Below are 20693 nucleotides of genomic sequence, written 5' to 3' on the forward strand. Positions count from 1 at the left end.
TCACCACCGAGGCGCGTGAGCGCCTACCCTCGAACCCGCGAGCGGGACGTGGCAGACCCCCGAGTGCTGCGTCCCGCTCGCGTTCTTCTGTCCCCGCCCCGCCGCTCGCCCCCGCTTGCCGACAGGCTCAGCAAACGCCGAAAGGCTCAGTAATCCGGGCCGATTGGACCTGGATTACTGAGCCTTTCGAGGTGTTTCTGAGCCTCTCGGCGAAGAGGGTCAGCGCTCCTGGAGGCGGCGGGCGACCTCGGTGGCGTAGTAGGTCAGGACGACCTGCGCGCCGGCCCGCTTGATCGAGGTCAGCGTCTCCAGCACCATCGCATCGCGGTCGATCCAGCCGTTGGCGGCGGCGGCCTCGATCATCGCCAGCTCGCCACTGATCTGGTATGCCGCGACCGGCACATCGCTGATCTCGCGGACATCGCGGATGATGTCCAGGTAGGGCAGCGCCGGCTTGACCATCACCAGGTCGGCACCTTCGGCGAGGTCCAGCTGCACCTCGCGCAGCGCCTCGGTCCGGTTGGCGCTGTCCTGCTGGTAGGTGCGCCGGTCGCCCTGCAGGGTCGACTCCACCGCTTCGCGGAACGGCCCGTATGCCGCAGAGGCGTACTTCACGGCATACGCAAGGATCCCGACGTCGGTGTGGCCGGCCTCGTCGAGGGCGCGGCGGATGACTGCCACCTGGCCGTCCATCATCCCGGACGGCCCCACCAGGTGAGCGCCTGCCTCGGCCTGTGCGACGCCCATCTCCGCGTAGCGCTGCAGGGTCGCGTCGTTGTCGACCCGGCCCTGCGCGTCGAGGACGCCACAGTGTCCGTGGGAGGTGAATTCGTCGAGGCACAGGTCCGACATCAGCACCGTGTCGTCACCCAGCTCGTCGCGCAGGCGACGCAGCGCGACGTTCAGGATGCCGTCCGGATCCGTGCCGCCCGAACCGATTTCGTCGCGGGTCTCCGGCACGCCGAAGATCATCAGCCCGCCGACACCCGCGTCGACCGCCTCCCGGCCGGCCTTGACCAGGGAGTCGAGCGTGTGCTGCTGAACGCCCGGCATCGACTGCAACGCGACCGGCGCGTCGATGCCTTCCTTGACGAACATCGGCAGGATCAGGTCGGCCGGGTGCAGCCGTGTCTCGGCGACCAGCCGGCGCATGGCCGGGGTCGTCCGCAACCGACGCGGACGGACCGCGCCTGCGGGCAGCGCCCACGGGTTGCCGTCGGCCGCCCGATGCCGGGCAGCAGCCCTGGTCTGAGCGGTCTCGCTCATCGCGACGCCTTGGCCTTGCGCCGGGACGAAGCCTTCCGCTCACTGGGGCGACGGACCGGCTCGCCGGCCTCCTGCGCGGCGAGCGCGAGGCCGCGACCGTAGTCGGCGAGGGCGTCGACGAGGGAGTCGGCGCTCGGCTCGGTCGCCAGCACGTCGACCCGCAGGCCGTGCTCCTCGGCGGTCTTGGCGGTCGCCGGTCCGATGCACGCGATCACCGTGGTGGCGTGTGGTTTACCAGCGATACCAACGAGATTGCGCACCGTGGAGCTCGAGGTGAAACAGACCGCGTCGAACTTGCCGGTCTTGATCGCCTCGCGCACCTCGGGCGCCGGCGGGGCAGCGCGAACGGTCCGGTATGCCGTGACGTCGTCGACCTCCCAGCCCATGTCCTGCAGGCCCGCGACCAGCGTGTCGGTCGCGATGTCCGCGCGGGGCAGGAAGACCCGGTTGATCGGGTCGAGCACCTCGTCATACGGCGGCCAGTCCTCGAGGAGCCCCTTGGCCGACTGCTCACCGGACGGCACGAGGTCGGGCTCCAGCCCCCACACGCGCAGCGCCTCGGCCGTCACACCGCCGACGGCGGCGATCTTCAGACCGGCGAAGGCCCTTGCGTCGAGGCCGAATTCGACGAACTTCTCGCGGACCGCACGAACCGCGTTGGCCGAGGTGAACCCGATCCACTCGTAACGGCCGGTGACCAGGCCCTTGATCGCGCGCTCCATCTGCTGCGGCGTCCGGGGCGGCTCCACGCTGATCGTCGGCACCACGTCGCTCGATGCGCCGTGTGCCGCGAGGCGGTCGGTCATCGTGCCCGACTGGTCCTTGGTGCGCGGCACCAGGACGTTCCAGCCGAAGAGCGGCTTGGTCTCCCACCAGGACAGCTGGTCGCGCAGTCCCACGACCGAACCGACCACCGCCACCACGGGATTGGTGAGCGGGTGACCGGCGAGAGCGGCGCTCACGTCACCGAGGGTGGTGACGCGGGTCTGCTGCCGGATCGTGGTGCCGTCGGTGCTCAGCGCGACGGGGGTGTCGGCGCTGTGGCCTGCGGCGGCCAGCTTGGCGAGGCCGGCCGGGATGGTCTCGGCGGTGCCGAGGACCACAGCGGTCGCGTCGTTCGCGGCCGCGCTGGCCCAGTCGGTCTTGTCATCCGCGGCGGAGAACACGTGGACCGTGCGCGCGCCACTGCCGACCAGCGGGATGCCGGCGTATGACGGCACCGCGGTCACGGCGCTCACGCCCGGCACGATCTCGAAGCCGATGCCGGCCTTGTGACAGGCGACCGACTCCTCGGCGAGGCCGTTGAAGGTCGCCGGGTCGCCGTCCATCAGCCGTACGACGAGGGCCTGGGTGCCGTCGTTACGGGCGGCTGCCTTGGCGGTGCGGACCACGAGCTTCGCGCGGGACGCGGTCGTCAGGGTCTGTCCCGTCTCGCCGTGGCCGGCGTCGACGATCTCGACGTCGTCGCGGGCGAACCGGGCGACGAAGTCCTCCCGCGCGATCTGGTCGATGATGACGACGTCCGCCTCGCGCAGCAGCCTGGCCGCCCGGACGGTGACGAGGGACGGGTCCCCCGGGCCAGATCCGATGAAGGCGACCTGAGGCAGTGTCTTGGGGGTTCTGGTTGTACTCACTTGTTCACGCTCCGCGGCGCTGGGGGGTGGTTGTCGGTGACGGGATCTGCGCCCCTGGGTAAGTGGCCGCCGGGTGCCGGCTCCGGCGGGTTGTCGCTCGGCGTGAAGGCCTCGGCAGCCCCGTCGTCGAGCAGTAGTTGAGCGACGTCGTGTCCGAGTCGCTCGGCGTCCTCGACGGGACCGGTCATGGACCGGCGCAGGTCGAAGCTGCCATCGGTGCGGCCGACGAACGCCCGCAACGAGATCTCGAGGCTGCCGTCGACGTCCTCGCTGATCTCGGCGAGCGCACCGAGCGGCGCCGAGCAGCCGGCTTCGAGCCGGGCGAGCACCGCTCGCTCCGCGGTGACGGCGGCGCGGGTGTCGGGGTCGTCGAGCGCGGCCACCACGTCATACAACGCGGCGTCGTCGCTGCGAATTTCGAGGGCGAGCGCGCCCTGGCCGGGTGCCGGCAGCATCTGCAGCGGGTCGATGGCCTCGGTGACCTCGTCGAGCCGACCGAGACGTGCGATGCCCGCACGGGCCAGCACCACTGCGTCGAGCGCTCCGGTGCGGACCAGCTCGATCCGCGAGTCGACGTTGCCGCGGATGTCCTCCAGGTGCAGCCCGAGACCGAGGGCGGCCAGCTGGGCGACGCGGCGTGGCGAACCGGTGCCGACGACCGCATCCGCCGGCAGCTCGCCGAGGGTGAGCCCGTCGCGCGCGATCAGCACGTCCCGTGGGTCTTCGCGGGGCGGTATGGCGGCAATCGTGAGGCCGTCCGCCGGCGCAGTGGGCAGGTCTTTCAACGAGTGCACGGTCAGGTCGATCCGGCTGTCGCGTAAGGCGTTCCGGATGGCGGTGGCGAAGACGCCGGTCCCGCCGAGCTGGCTCAATGAGGCGCGGTTGGTGTCGCCCTCGGTGACGATCTCGACGATCTCGACCTCGTGGCCGAAGCCGCGAAGCTGATCGGCGATCAGGCCGGTCTGGGTCAGCGCGAGCTTGCTGCGGCGGCTGCCGATCCGAATCTTCATCGCTGCGCACCCCCCGGCACCCCGCGATGGGGGATCTGCGAGACGCGCGACTCGTGCGGGTCGAGGTCGAAGAGCGCCCGCAGCAGTGCGGCGTAGTCGTGGCCGCCCTGCTCCTCCCCTGCCAGCTGCTTGATGCGGACGGTGGGCGTGTGCAGGATCTTCTCGACCACCCGGTGCACGGTCATCTGCACCTGTGCCTCGTCGTGCTCGGAGAGATCGACGCGCTGGCTGAGGCGGGTGAGCTCGGCTGCGACCACGTCTGCTGCACGGGCCCGAAGCTCGGCGACCGCCGGAGCAACTGCGGCGGCCCGCCGCGCGACGAGGAACTCGGCGACCTCGGCACTGACCAGGTCGTGGGCCGCGGCCAGCTGCGTCTTCTCGGCGTCGTCGGTGACGGCTGCGTTGAGGTCCTCGAGCGAGATGAGGGTGATGCCGGGCAGCGCGGCCAGTGCGGGGTCGATGTCCCGTGGCAAGGCCAGATCGACCAGGAGCGTGGCACTTTCGGCCGCAGTGACGTTCGTCGTGTCGAGAATGTGGCCGAGGGCGCCCGTGCACGAGACGACCAGATCGGCCTGCGCCACCGCGTCCTGCAGCTGCGTCCACTCACCGGCGACTCCGCCGGTGGCCTCCGCCAGTCGGACGGCCTTCGACGCGGTGCGGTTGATGATCGTGAGGGTGCCGACCCCGGCGCGCGCGAGAGTGTGTGCGGCGAGTCCGCTCATCGCCCCGGCGCCGACGACCAGCGCGCGCTGGGCGCTGAGCTCGCCGAGGGTCGACTCCGCGATGTCGAGCGACCGCTCCACGAGGGACCGGCTGACGGAGTCGATGTCGGTCTCGGTGTGCACGCGCTTGCCGACGCGCAGTGCGTGCTGCATGAGCGCCGACAGGGACGGGTCCAGGTGGTCGCCCTCCTGGGCGGCGCGCAACGCGTCGCGCAACTGACCGAGGATCTGTCCTTCGCCGACCGCGACCGAGTCGAGCCCGGACGCCACCTGGAAGGCGTGCGCGACGGCACGGTCCTCGAAGTGCACGTAGAGGTGTTCGCGGAGCTTCGAAACCGCCAGACCTGTTGCTGCCGCAAGTGATTCGGTAATGCCGGTGACTGCACCGTGGAAGGTCTCGACGTCGGCGTAGACCTCCACCCGGTTGCAGGTCGACACGACGACTGTCGCGTTGACGTGCTCGCTCCGGCCGAGGGAGTCCTCGAAGCGGCGGATCTGCTCCGCGGTCAACGAGACCTGCTCGAGCAGATCGACACCGGTGGTGCGGTGCGACATACCGATCACGATCAGACTCACTATGCTTCACCCCATTTGCCGAGCGCGTCGTCCCGGCCGCGTTGCTCGTGGAACGCGAGGATCTGCAGCTCGGTGGCCAGGTCGACCTTGCGCACCTCTACCCCGTCCGGGACGGTGATCACGCAGGGCGCGAAATTGAGAATGGATCGCACGCCGAGCGCGATCGCCTGATCGGCGGCCTGCTGGGCGGCGTGCGGCGGGGTTGCCAGCACCGCGATGATGCTCTCGGGAGCCTGCCGAGCCAGCTCGGCAAAGTCGATCACCCGCAGACCGGCGATCTCGGTCCCGATGATGGCGGGGTCCTCGTCGACCAGCCAGCGGACGCTGAAGCCCCGGGTGGCGAAACCGCCGTATGCCGCGAGCGCGTGCCCCAGGTTGCCCATGCCGATGATGGCGACGGACCAGTCGTGGTGCAGGCCGAGTTCGCGGGAGATCTCCTCGGTGAGGCGGGCGACGTCGTAGCCGACACCACGCACGCCATACGATCCGAGGTGGGAGAGATCCTTGCGCAGTCCGGCGGAGCGGACACCGGCCGCCTCGGCGAGTTCTTCGGAGGAGACGACCTCGACTCCGCGGGAATCGAGGGAGGCGAGAGCACGCAGGTAGAGCGGTAGCCGAGCCACGGTGGCTTCGGGAATCTCCCGACGGGCGGCCGATGCGGTGCTCACTGGCGCTTCGACTCCTCATGCGTCTCGGGCAGGCGTATACCAAACGCCGGCCACAGAGGATCAATGACCCCCTGACTGTAGGTCTTTGTGAACGCAGGCACAAAGTCGCAAATTCCCGCCAAAAGTGCTAAACGGGGGTCGGCTGTCGTCGCCGGAGGCGCGCGTGGTAGCGCTCCTGGGTATGACGGAGAGGGTGCGCGCCTGCGGATCTCCCGCCGCGCCAACGTTTTTGACCCGGCCGGCGGCGCGCGCCCCGAGTGCTCAGCTACGTGGAATGCTCGGCAGTGAGTCGGCGAAGGAACGGAAAGGAGCACCTCATGGATGAGACAACGGGGCTCGGCGTGACGGCCATCGACATACAGGTCGACGACGTGCCGGCGGCGACGCAGCTGCTGGCGGCGGCATACGGGTGGCAGGTGACGTCCGACGGCGAGGACTTCGGCGAGCTGATGGCCGGACCGCTGCGGATCATGCTCTCGGTCGACGCGATGGTGCCCTGGGGTCGCACCGACGGCGTGATCCTGCACCACTACGTCGACGACGTGCCCGCTGCGACGAAGCGCGCCCAGGAGGCCGGGGCCGAGTTGCTCGACGGTCCGCTGATCACCGACTGGGGCACCGAGGCGGCATACCTGCGTGGGCCGGGCAACCTGATCGTCGACGTATGCCGCGACGCCTGACGATCAACCCGACCGACAGGACACCAGGGAGCGCGTTCGGTTCAACCCGGGAGTCAGCGGTTGCCGAAGAACCGGCGGCGCGCGAGCGCTTTGCGCAGCCGCTGCTCGTCGACCCGCCAGTAGTCGTGCTGCTTGCCGTCGATCAGCGTGACCGGGATCTGCTCCGCGTATGCCGCCATCAGCTCCGGCTCCTCCAGGATATTCCGCTCGGTGAAGGTCTCCCCCGTGTCGGCGCAGACCCGCTCGATCACCGCACGTGCGTCGTCGCACAGGTGGCAGTCGGGCTTGCCGATGAGGGTGATGCGTGGCTGCGGCATGAGCTAGAAGAACACCGAGCGACGTTGCAGCAGAAGTGAATACAGTGACTGCTGGATAGTCTCGCGGACCTGGTCGGTGAGGTCGAAGACCAGCATCGGGTCGTCGGCCGCCGCCGTGCCGTAGGTGTGCGTCTCGACCGGCTCGCCGAACTCGATGATCCACTTGCTGGGCAGCGGGATCAGCCCGGCCAGCCCGAAGAGCGGGAAGAACGGTGTGATCGGGAAGTAGGGGAAGCCGAGCAGCCGCGCGAGCCCCTTGAGATTGCCGATCATCGGGAAAATCTCCTCGGCACCGACGATCGCGCACGGGATGATCGGCACCTCGGCGCGCAACGCCGCGGCGACGAAACCGCCACGGCCGAAACGTTGCAGCTTGTATCGCTCGGCGAACGGCTTGCCGACGCCCTTGAACCCTTCCGGGAAGACCGCGACCAGCTCGCCCTGGGCGAAGAGCCGCTCGATGTCCGGGTTGGACGCCAAAGTGGTGCCGGCCTTGCGGCTGAGCTCACCGATCAGCGGCGACTCGAAAACCAGGTCGGCGCCGAGCATTCGCACGTGCCGGTGCTTCGGGTGCTCGTCGTGGATGGCGACCTGGGTCATCAGACCGTCGACCGGCAGCGTGCCGGAGTGGTTCGCGACGACCAGCGCTGGACCGTCGTCGGGGATGTGCTCGATGCCGCGCACCTCGACACGAAACCACCGTTGGTAGAGCGGCCGCAGGATCGGCAGCCAGACCTTCTCGGTGAACTCGCGGTCGAAACCGAAGTCGTCGATCTCGTAGTCGCCGGTCAACCGGCGGCGCAGGAACGCCAGCGCGGTCGCGATCCGCCGCTCGAGGTCGTCACCCTCGAGGCCGACCATGGCGCCCGCCTTGCGAAGCGCCTCGACCAGCAGGTTGACCAGGCCCTCGAAGTCACCGTCGCCGAGCAGGCCGGTGACTGGATCCGGCGTCGTGGACTCGGGCGGATCGGGCACCACCCGCAGCGGGGGGGTCGTCTTCTGCGTGGGGTCGCCGGCGCGCCGGCCGGCGCCGGTCTGGGCCGCGGCACTGATGCTGCGGCGTGAGGGGCGGCCTGGTGCCGCGGCGGCGGCCGGCGCCTCAGCTGTATGACGGGCCGCTTCCGCGGAATTCCCGATATCCGGTTTTCCCGTGCCCGGCGCCGGCTTCTTCACCGGGCGTTTACCGGCCGCAGCCGACTTCCGGGCAGCGGGCTTCTTCGTCGTGGTCTTCCGGGCGGGGCGGGTCGGCTGATCCTCAGACACGGGCCTCTCCCAGGTCGGCGGTGTTCGAACGGTCGGCTCCGAAGATCTCCCGGAACGCCTCGCGGGTGCTGTGGAGCGGCTCGAAACCGAGCCGCTCGCGCATCCGGGTGATGTCCATGCCGCGGCCGAACTGCAGGAACTGCATCTGCTCGGCGTCGAACGACCCTGCCCCACCGAGCAGCCCGCTCAGTTGCTGCACGAGCCCGCCGGCTTGAGGCAGCACGCGCAGCACCGGCTTGCCCGCTATGCGGGCGGCCTGTCGCACGGTGAGCAGTCCGGGGCAGGCGACGTTGACGGTGCCGGAGAGGTCCTCGGCATTGGTCGCGAGCTGCAGCACCGCGACGGCGTCGTCGATGTGCAGGACCTGGAAACGACCGTCATACCCGAGCGGGACGGGGAGCACGGGCAGCGAGAAGTATTCGGAGAACGTCGTGCGCAGGCCCGGCCCGACGAGGTTTGCCATACGAAGCAGGGTGACGTCGATGTCGGGCCGGCGACGGGCGAGCCCGCGGACATAGGTCTCCACCTCCACCGAATCGCGGCCGAAGCCGCCGGTCGGGCTGCGGCGGGCGCTCATGTCCTCGGTGAACATGGCGGGGTCGCGGGGCGAGGAACCGTAGACGGTCGACGACGACTTCACGATGAGCCGCTGGACGGAGTCGGCCTTCTGGCACGCAGCGAGCAGCTGCATGGTGCCGATGACGTTGATCTCCTTCTGGAGGGTGCGGCCTCCTGCCTGTTTCGGCGTCATGATGACGCCGAGGTGGAGCACGGTGTCGACCTTCTCCTGCCCGAGGATCTTGCCCATGATCGGGTTGCGGATGTCGGCCCGGATGAAATCGGCCCGGCCCAGGTTGTGCAGCGGGGGGACCGTGTCGACGGCGATGACCCGGTCGAGCGTGGGGTGGGCGGCGAGTGCGCGGCACGTCATACCGCCCACCACACGGGAGACACCGGTGACCAGGACGACCCGACCCATCTGTCCTCCTCCGCGCCGATCGACGTGCGTCCCGATCCTATCGAGCGACGTGCGAGCAACGTATGCCGCCAGGTATGACGAAGCCCCGGTGCCGCGATCCTGCGGTCCGGGGCTCTTCGCGTAGCGGGCGCCTTACTTCTTGTTGCGGCGCTGGTGACGCGTCTTGCGAAGCAGCTTGCGGTGCTTCTTCTTCGCCATCCGCTTACGGCGCTTCTTGACGACTGAACCCATACGTACGCTCTTCCTGAAAATTGCTGACGAGTAACCGGTGGGCTGCGCCCCTTCCGGTCGCGAAGCCTTGATGTTGGGCCCATCCGGGGATGGGACACGATCGAGGCCCAAGGTTACGCCATGGGCCCGGCGGCCGACGAATCGAGTCGGCCTGCCGCATCCGGCGGGATCAGGCGGTGCCCATGTAGGACTGGCTGAGGTATTCGCTCACTGCGTCCTCTCGGACCCGGAACGATCGCCCGACACGCACCGCCGGCAGCTCACCGGAGTGCACCAACCGGTAAACCGTCATCTTCGAGACGCGCATGATGGCGGCGACCTCGGCGACGGTCATGAATGCGACCTCGCCCGGCTGACGCTCTTCGGCCATGGCTTGTGCCAACCCTTCTCCAACGACGGAATGTCACCTGTCCGGCGGTCGAAACCGCACTTGGAGAGGTGTACTGGTGGGCAACTTTAGGGGGTCAGGGCAGTCCGTGGAAAGCCCGGGAGGACTAATTGTCCACCTGACACGCCGATACAGGTGAGAAAAATGTGGCGTATGGCGGGCTGAGCCACGAGTTTCCGGCGTTGCTGATGGGACGCGGGCGTCGCTGGAGCGGCCTGCGCGCAACTCGCGACCGTCGCGACTTAGGTGCGGCGCCCGGCGAGATCCCGCACACAGCTCGCGACCGTCGCGACTTACGGAAAGCACAGTGCTTCAGTCGAACCAGACGTCGAGCCCGTGGAGCGGGAAGACCGCCGTGCGGGTGGCCAGCACCGACTGGTCGGTCGCATCGTCCGGGTTGACGCCGGACTCCCAGGACCGCCACCAGACGTGGCCGTTCTCGGCCTGCCCGTCGCCCATGCGCCGCGGCCCGGGCCGGTCGAAGGTGCGGCGGACGTGCTCGCGCCATACGGCAGGAACCTCGTCGTCCAGGTCGATCGGCCGGTGCGCGGCGATCGCGGTGAGGTGCGTCCAGGCGCGCGGCACGACGTCGATGAGCTCGTAGCCGCCCCCACCGAGGGCCAGCCACTTGCCCTCGCTGATCTCGTGCGCGAGCTCGTGCAGCATGGCGTATGCCGTGCGCTGCGCGTCGACGGACAGCGCCATGTGCGCGAGCGGGTCGGCGTAGTGCGAGTCGCAGCCCTGTTGCGTGACGAGCACCTGCGGCCGGAACTCGCGGACCAGCGGCGGCACGACGGCGTGCAGCGCCCGCAGCCAGGCGGCGTCCCGGGTGCCGGGTGGCAGCGCGATGTTGACGGCGGATCCTTCGGCGTCCGGACCGCCGACGTCGCCGGGGAAACCGGTGCCCGGGAAGAGCACCCGGCCGGTCTCGTGGATGGAGATGGTGAGGACGCGCGGGTCGTTCCAGAAGATGCGCTCGACGCCGTCGCCGTGGTGCACGTCGACGTCCACGTAGGCGACGCGCTCGGCGCCGTTGTCGAGCAGCCACTGGATGGCGAGCGCCGCGTCGTTGTAGATGCAGAAGCCGGAGGCGCGGTCCGCCATCGCGTGGTGCAGGCCGCCGCAGAAGTTGACCCCGTGGTCGATCGTGCCGCGCCACAGATCCTGCGCGAGCCCGACCGTCGCGCCGGCGATCAGCGCGGACACGTCGTGCATGCCGCTGAAGGCGGGGTCGTCCTCCGTTCCCAGCCCGTATGACGGGTCGGCCGACGCGGGGTCGGCGGACGCGGCCCGGACCGCGTCGACATAGTCCGCGGTATGCACCCAGGCGAGGAAGTCGTCCGAGCCGTCGGGCAGCGACGGCTGCACGACCTCCACGCCCGGCGCGTCGAAGACCCCGACTTCGCGGCACAACCGGGCCGTCAGGTCCAGTCGGACCGGGTTCATCGGGTGCTGGGGACCGAAGTCGTAGGCGGTCAGCGCGTCGCCCCACACGACACGGACGCGGGGCGCGACGGCGGTCACCGGCCCGGCCCGCTCAGAGGACCGAGCTCGGCACGGCGCCCGGGTCATCGCCGAGCGGGTAGATCATGGCCATCTCGTCCTCGGGATCGTCCTCCGCCGAGGACTCCATCGGCCGTCGGCCGTCGGTCGGCCGGAAGCCGAAGCTGGAGGCGAAGGCAACCGCACGCCCGTTGTCGGTGCCGACCCAGTAGAGGACGAAGTCGTAGTTGTCCTCACGCGCCTGGTGCACACCGGCGTCGACGAGCTTCCAGGCGACACCCTTGCCGCGCAGCTCGGGGCTGACCCACAGGCCGAACAGTTCGCTGACCCGGTCGTCACCCTGCGGGACCTTGCCGACGGACACGACGCCGACCACCTTGTCGCCGTCTTCGGCCACGAGCCGGCGGGACCGCTTGACCCGGGCCTGCCACAACTCGTCGTCGAAGTTCTCCTCCTGCTCGGCCGACGCCGCGAAGGCGTCGGGCGACTCACGCAGAGCGCTCAGTCGAACGTCGCGGTAAACCTGCCATTCCTCATCCCCGAGGGCGCGCACCGTGATGTCTGTCATGGGCACAACTCTCGCATGTATCGGTCCGCGATGGTCATCAGGTGCGTTGAACGGCGGGCGCCGACGCGGTGACGATCGCGGTTCAGTCGTCCTCGCCCGCGAGCTCCGCCGAGCGGTGCGCCGCGGCCTCCAGGGCGGTGAGGAACGCGGCCCGGACCTTGTATTCGTCCAGCTGCCGGAGCGCTGCGATGGTGGTGCCGCCGGGGCTGGAGACCCGCTCGCGCAGGACCGCCGGGTGCTCGCCGGTCTCGGTCAGCATGGTGGCGGCGCCATACAGGGTCTGGACGGCGAGCTGGGTGGCGGTCGCGCGGGACAGGCCGAGCAGGACGCCGGCCTCGATCATCGCGTCCGCCACATAGAAGACGTATGCCGGGCCGCTGCCGCTCACCGCGGTGACCGCGTCGAGTTGGCTCTCCGGCACCGCGACCACCGCGCCGCAGGTCCGCATCAGTTCCTCCGCCTCCCGCACGTGCCGGTCCTCGGCGCGACTGCCGGCGCTGACGGCCGTCATACCCTCGCCGACCAGGGCCGGGGTGTTGGGCATGACGCGCACGACCGGGGTACCTTCCGGAAGTCGCTGCTCGAGGTGGGCGGCGGTGATGCCCGCCGCGATCGAGATCACGAGGCTGCCCGGCCGCAAGTGGGGGCCGATCTCGGCGAGCAGCTCGTCCATGCTCTGCGGCTTCACCGCGAGCACCACCGTGTCGGCCTCGGCGACGGCGTCGGTCGTGGAAGCGGCCGGCACGTCATACTTCTCCGCGACCTGCGCCTGCCGCTCCGCGCTGCGGTCGGAGACGACGGGCCGAGCGACGCGACCGCTGCGGAGTAGCCCGGCCAGGAGCGCCTCACCCATCACCCCTACCCCGAGGAACGCCACCCGGCGGTCGGCGAACTCGGCGGTGGTTTCAGCGGTTTCGGACATCTGAGATCATCCCTTCGTCGTGCCGGAGCGGAGCAGAAATCTCGCGTCGGCGGGGTGTTCCGCGAGGCGGCGGATCACGTACGGATACCACTCGTCGCCATACGGGACCTGGATCCGCACTCGGTAGCCGGCGTCGAGGAGCGACTGCTCGAGGTCGGGGCGGACGCCGTAGTGCAGCTCGAACTCGAACGACTCGGCGGAGCGAAGCTCCTTGTCGACGAGCGAGCGGGCGATCTCGATCAGCCGGGTGTCGTGGCCGGCGATCATCGGATGCCCGTCGCCTTCGAGCAGGATCTTCAGGCAACGCACGAAGGACAGGTCCACCTCGTGTTTGTCCTGAAAGGCAAGTGATTCCGACAACGGGCGGATGTCGCCGGAGAGGCGGACACGGCTGCCTGCCATGGCCAGGTCATGGCAGTCCGCCTCGGTGCGGCGCAGCTGTGCGTGCAGGACCGCACCGACCCACGGGAAGTCGGCGCGCAGGTCGTGCACGATGCCGAGGGTCGCGTCGGTGGCGGTGTGATCGGCCGCGTCGATGGTTACCGTCGTGCCGGCGCCGGCGGCCGCTTCACAGAGCTGACGGGCGTTGTCGAGCGCGATCTTGGCGCCGTCGTCGGTCAGCCGTTCGCCGAGAGCGCGGAGGTCGACGCTCAGCTCGGTCGCGCCCGCCGCCGTGAGACCCTGCGTCTTGAGTGCGGAGATGAGGCCGAGGTAGGTGTCCCGGATGCGGCTGGCCTGTGCCGCGTCGACCGTGTCGCGACCGAGAAATTCGACGGACGCCAGCCGGCCGTCGGCGGCCAGCGCCGCGACGGCGAGGACGCAGTCCTCGATCGTCTCCCCCGCGACCAGCCGGCGTGCGGCCGACCGCGCCACCGGCGTGCGCCCCATGACCCGCCGCACCCCGTCGCGGCGGCTCAGGCCGAGCAGTCCTTGTCGCAGCGCGGCGCTGGGGTCGATCACGGGCCTGGCTCCTTCGGGTGTGTGCAGTTGGTCGGCGATCCGAGGGTATGGCGCGCCGAGTGCCCCCGGTCGGGGGCCCTGGCTATGCCGCAGCGGCGAAGTGCAGTCTGGCGAAGGCCAGCGCCTCCGCCAGGTCGAGTTCGCGCTGTGCACGAGACAGCTTGCGGGTGCCCACCTCGACGACGACGTCCCCGCTGTAGCCACGGGCGGCCAGCGACTCGAGGACCTGCGCGCACGGCTGGCCACCGCGCCCCGGCACGAGATGCTCGTCCTTGAACGATCCGGAACCGTCGGCCAGATGGATGTGCGCCAGCCGGTCACCGAGCGCGTCGGCCATCCCGATCGCGTCGGAGCCGGCGGTCGCGGTGTGGGACAGGTCGAGCGTGACGTGGTCGTAATCGAGGCTCACCGGATCCCATCCCGGCAGGTAGGCCTGCATCTCCCGTCCGCGGGCCCGCCACGGGAACATGTTCTCCACCGCAATGCGGACCTCGGTGCGACGGCCGCGCTCGGCGATGCCGTCGATGAAGTCCGCGGCATACTCCCGCTGCCACCGGAACGGTGGATGGACCACGACGGTATCGGCACCGACCTCCTCGGCGAGCGCGACGGAATTGTCGATCTTCGGCCACGGCTCCGGACCCCAGATACGTTGGGTGAGAAGCAGAGTCGGTGCGTGGATCGATGCGATCGGTATGCCGTAGTGGTCCACCAGCTTGCGGAGGGCACCGGCTTCCTGGCTTACCGGGTCGGTCCACACCATCACCTCCACACCGTCGTACCCGAGCCGTTCGGCCATCGCGAAGCCGTCGACGACGCCGAGCGGATAGACCGACGACGTCGACAGCGCGATGCGTCCCGACGGCAACCTCAGCCGCGGCGCCATCAGACGTCCAGCCAATCGAGCCGGCGGAGGATCACGCCCTCCCGCAACGCCCAGGGACACAGATCGAGCCGGTCGGCACCGAGCAGCTCCATGGCACCGTGCACCACCATCGCCCCGGCGAGCAGCTGACGCGACCTGCTGGGCGAAACACCTGGCAGCTCGGCTCGTTCGGCCGCGGTCATCGCCGCGAGACGCGGCACCAGCTCGCCGAGCGCCTCCCGCTCGAGGACCCGCTCGACGCGCGGCCCTTCCGCACGAGGTGCGGCGCCGAGGACGCGGGCCAGCGAGCGAATCGTCTTGCTGGTGCCCACGATCCGGTCCGGCTCGCCGACTTTGTGCAGGTCGCGGATCACCCGAGCGATGTCCGAGCGGATCTGCTTCCGCAGCACGGTGAGATCGGTCGCCAGTGGCGGGTCCCCCGGCAGGTCGCGGGTCAGCCGCCCGGCGCCGAGCGGCAGGCTCAGTGCGACGTCCGGCTCCTCGTCAATGCCGGCGGCGAACTCGAGCGAGCCGCCACCGATGTCGACGACGAGCAGCCGGCCGGCCGACCAGCCGAACCAGCGGCGCACCGCCAGGAAGGTCAGCCGCGACTCGTCCGGCCCTTCGAGGACTTCCAGCTTCACGTCGGTCTCGTCGTGCACCCGGGTGAGGACGGCGTCGCCGTTGGGCGCCTCCCGGATCGCGCTGGTGGCGAACGTGAGCAGATCCTGACAGCCCTGGTCGTCGGCGATCGTCACGCACTCGCGCACGAAGCTGATCAGCTGCCGCACGCCGTCGTCGGAGATCGAGCCGTCGCCCGTCGTGTGCTCGGAGAGGCGCAGCTCCCGCTTGTGCGACATCGCAGGCAGCGGATGAGCGCCGCGATGTGCGTCGACCACCAGCAGGTGAACCGTGTTCGATCCCACGTCGATCACACCGAGCCGCATGGCGTCCACGCTATCCGACCGGTATGGCGCAGCACCTACGATGTGGCGGTGGTCGAGACAGCACTGGAGATCCCGCGCACCTGGGTCGAGTTCGACAACCCGGACGACGCCGAGGAACGCTTCCGGTGCGACCTGACCTGGCTGACGTCCTCGTGGACCTGCATCTTCGGCGCCGGCTGCCAGGGGATCTACGCGGATGCACCGGACGTCGGCTGCTGCACGCTCGGCGCGCACTTCTCCGACGAGGACGATGTGCAGAACGTCAAGGCCGTGGTCCGCGACCTCGGGCCGGACGAGTGGCAGTACTACGACGAGGGCCACTCGAAGGCCGGCTGGCGGGAGAAGGAGGACGGCGACTGGAAGACCCGGGTCGTCGACGGCGCCTGCATCTTCCACAACCGGCCCGGGTTTCCGGCCGGTGCGGGCTGTGCGCTGCACCAGCACGCCGTACTCACGGGTGTCGCGCCGCACACCGTGAAGCCGGACGTGTGCTGGCAGCTGCCGATCCGCCGCAGCTACCGCACGGTCGAGCTGCCGGACGAGACGTCATACCTGGAGATCTCGATCGGCGAGTACGACCGGCGCGGCTGGGGTCCGGGTGGTCATGACCTGGACTGGTACTGCTCGGGCAATCCCGAAGCACACGTGGGGCGTTCGCCGGTCTACCTGTCCAACGAGGGCGAGCTGCGTCATCTCATGGGTGACAACGCGTATGACGTGCTGGCGCGACACTGCGAGGCGCACCTGCTGCAGGCGACGGCGCTCCGTGCAGCCGGCCCGGGCGGCCGCACACTGCTCCCGCTCCTCGTGCACCCCGCGACTCTGCTCGCCGAGGAAGCCGCTCGAAAACCGGTATGACGCGATCGGATCCCATCCCTTCGCCGAACATCTGGCGCTATCCCATGACCTACGAGATCGAGAACCGCGGCGCCGACCCGGACGGGCTCATCTGGGCGGCAATGCGCCGTGTGCGGGACTGGGCGGCAGCCGACGTGCTCGACATCGGCTGCGGCAGCGGCTTCCACCTTCCCCACTTCGCGCGCACCGCCCGCTCGGTGATCGGCGTCGAGCCCTACGAGCCATTGACCCGAATGGCGCAGCAACGCGTGCACGACAGCGCACTCGGCACCCTCGTGGACGTGCGCCTCGGAGCCGCCGAATCCCTGCCCGTAGCAGATGATTCCATCGATGTTGCCCATGCCCGCTGGGCGTACTTCTTCGGCGCCGGCTGCGAGCCCGGCCTGGCCGAGCTGGAGCGGGTGATGCGCCCGGGTGGCGTGGCGTTCGTCGTCGACAACGACGCTTCCCGGTCCACCTTCGGGGCGTGGTTCCGGCGAGCGCTGCCGTCATACGACCCGATCGGTGTGGAGCGCTTCTGGCGACGGGTGGGCTTCACCTCAGAACCGGTGTCGATGCGCTGGCAGTTCGACAGCCGGGCGGACTTCGAGGCGGTCGTGCGCATCGAGTTCACCCCGGAGCAGGCAGATCGCATCCTCGCCGACCACGCCGGCACGGGCGTCGACTACGCCGTCTTCGTGCGGCACCGCCGCTACTGATCGCCGAAGCCACTTCACCGAGAGGCTCACATCGACGTCCAGAGGCTCAGAAAAATCGACCGGAACGCCGTTTGTTTGTGAGCCGCTCGAGGTGTTTCTGAGCCTCTCGGCGAGGAGCGCAGTCGGGTGTCGGCGGGGCCGTCTATCGTCCGGCGTATGGCGAGCAGCACGCGCAAGAAGGCACCGGCGGCGATCTACCGCTGCACCGAGTGCGGGTGGCAGGCGGTCAAGTGGGTCGGCCGGTGCGGCGAATGCCAGGCGTGGGGCACTGTCACGGAGGTCGGCCAGCAGCAGGTGCGCACCGCGCCGGCAGCGACCATCGAGCGACCGGCTCGGCCGATCGGCGAGATCGACGCAACCCGGGCACAGCACCGCCCGACGGGGGTCGGCGAGTTCGATCGGGTGCTCGGCGGCGGCCTGGTGAGCGGTGGGGTGGTGCTGGTCGCCGGCGAGCCCGGCATCGGCAAGTCCACCCTGCTGCTCGATGTCGCAGCACGCGCCGCGCGGGACGGCCGGACCGTGCTCTACGTCAGTGGTGAGGAGTCGGCGGCCCAGGTGCGGCTCCGAGGCGAGCGCATCGAGGCACTCGCCCGCGACCTCTACCTGGCCAGCGAGACCGACCTGGCGACGGTGCTCGCCCAGATCGACAAACTGCACCCCGACCTGCTGGTCGTCGACTCGGTGCAGACGATCGCCTCAGCCGAGGTGGAAGGTGCGCCCGGCAACGTCAGCCAGGTCCGCGAGGTCACCGCCGCCATCATCCAGGTCGCCAAGCGCGAGGGCATCGGCACGCTGCTGGTCGGCCACGTCACCAAGGACGGCTCGATCGCAGGGCCGCGCGTGCTGGAGCACCTGGTCGACGTGGTGGTGCAGTTCGAGGGCGAACGCCACTCCCGGTTGCGACTGGTCCGGGCGGTGAAGAACCGCTACGGGCCCACCGACGAGGTCGGTTGCTTCGACCTCACCGAGATGGGCATCACCGGGCTGCCCGATCCCAGCGGACTCTTCCTCTCCCGCATGGACGAGCCGGTGCCCGGCACCTGCGTGACCGTGACGCTCGAGGGCCGGCGGCCGCTGGTCACCGAGGTGCAGGCACTCCTCGTGCCCGGCAACGGCGGCTCGGCGCGGCGCACCACCAACGGTGTCGACGGCTCGCGCACCGCGATGATCCTGGCGGTGCTCGACCGGCGGGCGGGGGTGCGGCTGCGCGACGACGACTGTTATGTCTCGACGGTCGGCGGGGCCAAACTCTCCGAGCCGGCCGCCGACCTGGCCATCGCCCTGGCGCTGGCCTCCGCCAAGGACGGCTGCCCACTCCCACCGGGCACCCTGGCGGTCGGCGAGGTGGGTCTCGCCGGCGACGTCCGCGCGGTCGGTGGCGTCCCACGACGCCTCGCGGAAGCCGCCCGGATCGGCTTCAAACGAGCGGTTATTCCTGCTGGTTCGCTCGGCACCGAGAGCGCCCCGGCCGGCATGCGGGTGCTCGAGGTTCGTGACGTGCACGCCGCCACCCGAGCCATCGCAATGCGGGTGTCCAGCTGAGCGCCGACGGCCCAGCCGCCCACCTACACTGACCACGTGAATCGCACCCCGGAAGTCGTCCTGCGCGAAACCCTCGCGGCCGTCGCACCCGGCACCGACCTGCGCGACGCGCTCGAACGGATCCTCCGCGGGCGCACGGGCGCCCTCATCGTCATCGGGCACGACTCGGTCGTGGAGGGTATGTCGTCCGGCGGCTTCCCCATCGACATCGACTTCACCGCGACCCGGCTGCGCGAGCTCGCCAAGATGGACGGCGCCATCGTCGTCAACAGTGACGTCACCCGCATCCTGCGCGCAGCAACCCAGCTGGTGCCCGACCCGAGCATCGAGACCAAGGAGTCCGGCACCCGCCACCGCACCGCGGAGCGCGTTGCGAAGCAGACCGGCTTCCCGGTCATCTCGGTCAGTCAGTCCATGCAGATCATCGCCCTGTATGTCGGGGGCGTGCGCCACGTCATCGAAGGCTCCAACGCGATCATGTCGCGCGCCAACCAGGCCCTGCAGACCCTGGAGCGCTACAAGGCCCGGCTCGACGAGGTGACCGGCACACTGTCGGCCCTGGAGATCGAGGACCTGGTGACCGTGCGCGACGTCGCGAGCGTGCTGCAGCGACTGGAGATGGTGCGCCGGATCAGCGAGGAGATCAGCGAATACGTCGTCGAACTCGGCACCGACGGCCGGCTCATCTCCCTGCAACTGGACGAACTGGTCGGCGGTCTCACCGACGACCGCGAGCTCGTGGTGCGCGACTACGTCGGCTCGGCCCGCTCCGACATGACCGTCGAGGACGCCCTCGCCCGGCTGGGCGACATGACCTCCACCGAGCTGCTCGACCTCGCCGCCGGTGCCCGAGCGGCCGGCTTCTCGGTGGTCGGCGACCTGCTCGACCTGTCGGTGAGCCCGCGGGGCTACCGGCTGCTGACCAAAGTGCCCCGGCTGCCCGGCGCGATCGTGGAGCGGCTGGTCGACCACTTCGGCACCCTGCAGAAGCTGCTGGCCGCCGACTTCGACGACCTGATGGCCGTCGAGGGCGTCGGCGAGAGCCGGGCGCGCGCCGTCCGGGAAGGTCTCTCCCGGCTGGCCGAGAGCAGCATCCTCGAACGCTACGTATGAGGGACCTCGCGTGACCGACCTCGACGGTCTGCACGAGCGCATCCTCACCTGGTATGCCGCGAACGCTCGCGAGCTGCCCTGGCGCATCCCGGCTGCCGACTGGCCGTGGCCGGCCGTCGACCGCCCCTGGGGCGTGCTGGTCTCGGAGGTGATGCTGCAGCAGACCCCGGTCGTTCGCGTCCAACCGGTCTGGCACCGCTGGATGGAGCTGTGGCCGACCGCCGCGGCACTCGCCGCCGCCGCACCCGGTGACGCGGTGCGCGAGTGGGGCCGCCTGGGCTATCCACGCCGCGCGCTGCGCCTGCACGCCGCCGCGACCTCGGTCGTGGAGCGGTACGGCGGCGCCATACCGGCCGATCTGCAGCAGTTGCAAGCGCTCCCGGGCATCGGTGGTTACACGGCGGCAGCAGTCGGCGCGTTCGCGTTCGGCATGAGGTCGGCCGTCGTCGACGTCAACGTCCGCCGGGTCGAGGCGCGTCTCGTCACCGGCGTGGAGCACGCGGCGCCCACCCTGAGCGCTGCCGAGACGCGGCTCGCGGCATCGCTGCTGCCCGACGATCCCGCCCGCGCCGCCGCGTGGAACGTCGCGGTGATGGAACTCGGCGCACTGGTCTGCAAGGCGGCGGCGCCGCGCTGTGACGAATGCCCGGTGCTGTCGCAGTGCGCGTGGGTGCTCGCCGGCCGGCCCCCGCACGACGGCCCGCGCCGAAGCACCCAGAAATGGCACGGCACCGACCGGCAGGTCCGCGGCAAGCTGTTGCAGGTGTTGCGCGATGCGCCGGCGCCGGTGCCGCGGTCCGACCTCGACCTGGTCTGGCCCGACGCCGGGCAGCGCGACCGCTGCCTCGCCTCGCTGATCGAGGACGGCCTGGTCGAGCCGCTCTCCCGCGAGCGGTTCCGGCTACCGGCGTGATCCACCACCGACGCTCGCCACCTGGATAGGGTTGCCCGCATGAGAGCACCCGACGAAGTTCTCCCCCGCT

The 20693-nt window shown here is 70.0% G+C and carries 22 protein-coding genes; 6 read left to right on the forward strand and 16 right to left on the reverse strand.

Annotated elements, in window-relative coordinates; translation table 11 throughout:
* Positions 1-219 precede the first annotated feature (219 nt).
* From hemB to ACN8HC_RS08080, 5 genes are read right to left on the reverse strand one after another with little or no spacing between them, the layout of a single operon-like run.
* Positions 220-1266, reverse strand: a complete 1047-nt coding sequence (gene hemB / locus ACN8HC_RS08060; protein WP_490074312.1) for a porphobilinogen synthase — start codon at positions 1264-1266, stop codon at positions 220-222.
* Positions 1263-2900: a bifunctional uroporphyrinogen-III C-methyltransferase/uroporphyrinogen-III synthase gene (locus tag ACN8HC_RS08065; RefSeq protein WP_490074313.1), complete on the reverse strand. Its 1638-nt coding sequence runs from the start codon at positions 2898-2900 to the stop codon at positions 1263-1265. The genes hemB and ACN8HC_RS08065 overlap by 4 nt, the downstream gene beginning before the upstream one ends.
* Positions 2897-3910 carry a hydroxymethylbilane synthase gene (hemC, locus tag ACN8HC_RS08070; RefSeq protein WP_490074314.1) on the reverse strand — a complete coding sequence of 338 codons (1014 nt, stop codon included), beginning with the start codon at positions 3908-3910 and terminating at the stop codon, positions 2897-2899. Before hemC ends, ACN8HC_RS08065 begins: the two co-directional genes overlap by 4 nt.
* Positions 3907-5208 (reverse strand): glutamyl-tRNA reductase, encoded by a 1302-nt coding sequence (locus tag ACN8HC_RS08075; protein ID WP_490074315.1) that lies wholly within the window; start codon positions 5206-5208, stop codon positions 3907-3909. Before ACN8HC_RS08075 ends, hemC begins: the two co-directional genes overlap by 4 nt.
* Positions 5208-5876: a redox-sensing transcriptional repressor Rex gene (locus ACN8HC_RS08080; protein ID WP_490074316.1), complete on the reverse strand. Its 669-nt coding sequence runs from the start codon at positions 5874-5876 to the stop codon at positions 5208-5210. Before ACN8HC_RS08080 ends, ACN8HC_RS08075 begins: the two co-directional genes overlap by 1 nt.
* A 317-nt stretch (positions 5877-6193) precedes the next feature.
* Between ACN8HC_RS08080 and ACN8HC_RS08085 the strand changes: the two genes are divergently transcribed.
* Complete coding sequence (locus ACN8HC_RS08085; RefSeq protein WP_490074317.1) at positions 6194-6556, forward strand: VOC family protein; 363 nt, start codon at positions 6194-6196, stop codon at positions 6554-6556.
* Positions 6557-6609: 53 nt separating this feature from the next.
* On the opposite strand, the gene ACN8HC_RS08090 is transcribed toward ACN8HC_RS08085, so the two are convergent.
* The 11 genes from ACN8HC_RS08090 to ACN8HC_RS08140 form a co-directional block, all read right to left on the reverse strand.
* Positions 6610-6873, reverse strand: a complete 264-nt coding sequence (locus ACN8HC_RS08090) for a glutaredoxin family protein (RefSeq protein ID WP_490074318.1) — start codon at positions 6871-6873, stop codon at positions 6610-6612.
* Positions 6874-6876: 3 nt separating this feature from the next.
* The gene (locus tag ACN8HC_RS08095) at positions 6877-8136 is read right to left on the reverse strand and encodes a lysophospholipid acyltransferase family protein (protein ID WP_490074319.1); all 1260 of its coding nucleotides are present in this window, start codon (positions 8134-8136) and stop codon (positions 6877-6879) included.
* Positions 8129-9115, reverse strand: coding sequence for an NAD-dependent epimerase/dehydratase family protein (locus tag ACN8HC_RS08100; RefSeq protein ID WP_490074320.1), 987 nt, complete (start codon positions 9113-9115; stop codon positions 8129-8131). The genes ACN8HC_RS08095 and ACN8HC_RS08100 overlap by 8 nt, the downstream gene beginning before the upstream one ends.
* Before the next feature lie 132 nt (positions 9116-9247).
* Positions 9248-9346 carry a 30S ribosomal protein bS22 gene (locus ACN8HC_RS08105; RefSeq protein ID WP_082775156.1) on the reverse strand — a complete coding sequence of 33 codons (99 nt, stop codon included), beginning with the start codon at positions 9344-9346 and terminating at the stop codon, positions 9248-9250.
* Between the two features lie 169 nt (positions 9347-9515).
* Positions 9516-9716: a helix-turn-helix domain-containing protein gene (locus ACN8HC_RS08110; RefSeq protein WP_490074321.1), complete on the reverse strand. Its 201-nt coding sequence runs from the start codon at positions 9714-9716 to the stop codon at positions 9516-9518.
* 330 nt (positions 9717-10046) lie between these two features.
* Positions 10047-11306 carry an acetoin utilization protein AcuC gene (locus ACN8HC_RS08115; RefSeq protein ID WP_490074322.1) on the reverse strand — a complete coding sequence of 420 codons (1260 nt, stop codon included), beginning with the start codon at positions 11304-11306 and terminating at the stop codon, positions 10047-10049.
* A complete protein-coding gene (locus tag ACN8HC_RS08120) occupies positions 11272-11805 on the reverse strand; it encodes a GNAT family N-acetyltransferase (protein WP_490074323.1) in 534 nt (177 codons plus the stop codon). The genes ACN8HC_RS08115 and ACN8HC_RS08120 overlap by 35 nt, the downstream gene beginning before the upstream one ends.
* Positions 11806-11887: 82 nt before the next feature.
* Positions 11888-12727 (reverse strand): pyrroline-5-carboxylate reductase, encoded by an 840-nt coding sequence (proC, locus tag ACN8HC_RS08125; protein ID WP_490074324.1) that lies wholly within the window; start codon positions 12725-12727, stop codon positions 11888-11890.
* Positions 12728-12733: 6 nt separating this feature from the next.
* Positions 12734-13687 (reverse strand): proline dehydrogenase family protein, encoded by a 954-nt coding sequence (locus ACN8HC_RS08130; RefSeq protein WP_490074325.1) that lies wholly within the window; start codon positions 13685-13687, stop codon positions 12734-12736.
* Positions 13688-13769: 82 nt separating this feature from the next.
* A complete protein-coding gene (locus ACN8HC_RS08135; protein ID WP_490074326.1) occupies positions 13770-14573 on the reverse strand; it encodes a sugar phosphate isomerase/epimerase family protein in 804 nt (267 codons plus the stop codon).
* Complete coding sequence (locus tag ACN8HC_RS08140; protein WP_490074327.1) at positions 14573-15499, reverse strand: Ppx/GppA family phosphatase; 927 nt, start codon at positions 15497-15499, stop codon at positions 14573-14575. Before ACN8HC_RS08140 ends, ACN8HC_RS08135 begins: the two co-directional genes overlap by 1 nt.
* 48 nt (positions 15500-15547) lie before the next feature.
* On the opposite strand from ACN8HC_RS08140, the gene ACN8HC_RS08145 reads away from it, so the two are divergent.
* From ACN8HC_RS08145 to ACN8HC_RS08165, 5 genes are all read left to right on the forward strand, one after another.
* The gene (locus ACN8HC_RS08145) at positions 15548-16357 is read left to right on the forward strand and encodes a DUF3109 family protein (RefSeq protein WP_490074328.1); all 810 of its coding nucleotides are present in this window, start codon (positions 15548-15550) and stop codon (positions 16355-16357) included.
* A gap of 44 nt (positions 16358-16401) precedes the next feature.
* The gene (locus ACN8HC_RS08150) at positions 16402-17055 is read left to right on the forward strand and encodes a class I SAM-dependent methyltransferase (protein WP_490074329.1); all 654 of its coding nucleotides are present in this window, start codon (positions 16402-16404) and stop codon (positions 17053-17055) included.
* A 156-nt stretch (positions 17056-17211) separates the two neighbouring features.
* Entirely contained in the window at positions 17212-18597 is a 1386-nt protein-coding gene (gene radA, locus ACN8HC_RS08155) for a DNA repair protein RadA (RefSeq protein ID WP_490074330.1), read from the forward strand.
* Between the two features lie 36 nt (positions 18598-18633).
* Positions 18634-19710 (forward strand): DNA integrity scanning diadenylate cyclase DisA, encoded by a 1077-nt coding sequence (disA, locus tag ACN8HC_RS08160; protein WP_490074331.1) that lies wholly within the window; start codon positions 18634-18636, stop codon positions 19708-19710.
* 10 nt (positions 19711-19720) lie between these two features.
* Complete coding sequence (locus tag ACN8HC_RS08165; protein WP_490074332.1) at positions 19721-20623, forward strand: HhH-GPD family protein; 903 nt, start codon at positions 19721-19723, stop codon at positions 20621-20623.
* The last annotated feature ends 70 nt before the right edge of the window (positions 20624-20693 follow it).

The organism is Flexivirga sp. YIM B11880, assembly GCF_058148645.1.

Coding starts and splice junctions, on each gene's coding strand:
- hemB (WP_490074312.1), bottom strand. CDS start 1,266: ATGAGCGAGACCGCTCAGACCAGGGCTGCTGCCCGGCATCGGGCGGCC.
- hemC (WP_490074314.1), bottom strand. CDS start 3,910: ATGAAGATTCGGATCGGCAGCCGCCGCAGCAAGCTCGCGCTGACCCAG.
- ACN8HC_RS08085 (WP_490074317.1), top strand. CDS start 6,194: ATGGATGAGACAACGGGGCTCGGCGTGACGGCCATCGACATACAGGTC.
- ACN8HC_RS08090 (WP_490074318.1), bottom strand. CDS start 6,873: ATGCCGCAGCCACGCATCACCCTCATCGGCAAGCCCGACTGCCACCTG.
- ACN8HC_RS08100 (WP_490074320.1), bottom strand. CDS start 9,115: ATGGGTCGGGTCGTCCTGGTCACCGGTGTCTCCCGTGTGGTGGGCGGT.
- ACN8HC_RS08105 (WP_082775156.1), bottom strand. CDS start 9,346: ATGGGTTCAGTCGTCAAGAAGCGCCGTAAGCGGATGGCGAAGAAGAAG.
- ACN8HC_RS08110 (WP_490074321.1), bottom strand. CDS start 9,716: ATGGCCGAAGAGCGTCAGCCGGGCGAGGTCGCATTCATGACCGTCGCC.
- ACN8HC_RS08115 (WP_490074322.1), bottom strand. CDS start 11,306: ATGACCCGGGCGCCGTGCCGAGCTCGGTCCTCTGAGCGGGCCGGGCCG.
- ACN8HC_RS08120 (WP_490074323.1), bottom strand. CDS start 11,805: ATGACAGACATCACGGTGCGCGCCCTCGGGGATGAGGAATGGCAGGTT.
- proC (WP_490074324.1), bottom strand. CDS start 12,727: ATGTCCGAAACCGCTGAAACCACCGCCGAGTTCGCCGACCGCCGGGTG.
- ACN8HC_RS08135 (WP_490074326.1), bottom strand. CDS start 14,573: ATGGCGCCGCGGCTGAGGTTGCCGTCGGGACGCATCGCGCTGTCGACG.
- ACN8HC_RS08140 (WP_490074327.1), bottom strand. CDS start 15,499: ATGCGGCTCGGTGTGATCGACGTGGGATCGAACACGGTTCACCTGCTG.
- ACN8HC_RS08150 (WP_490074329.1), top strand. CDS start 16,402: ATGACCTACGAGATCGAGAACCGCGGCGCCGACCCGGACGGGCTCATC.
- radA (WP_490074330.1), top strand. CDS start 17,212: ATGGCGAGCAGCACGCGCAAGAAGGCACCGGCGGCGATCTACCGCTGC.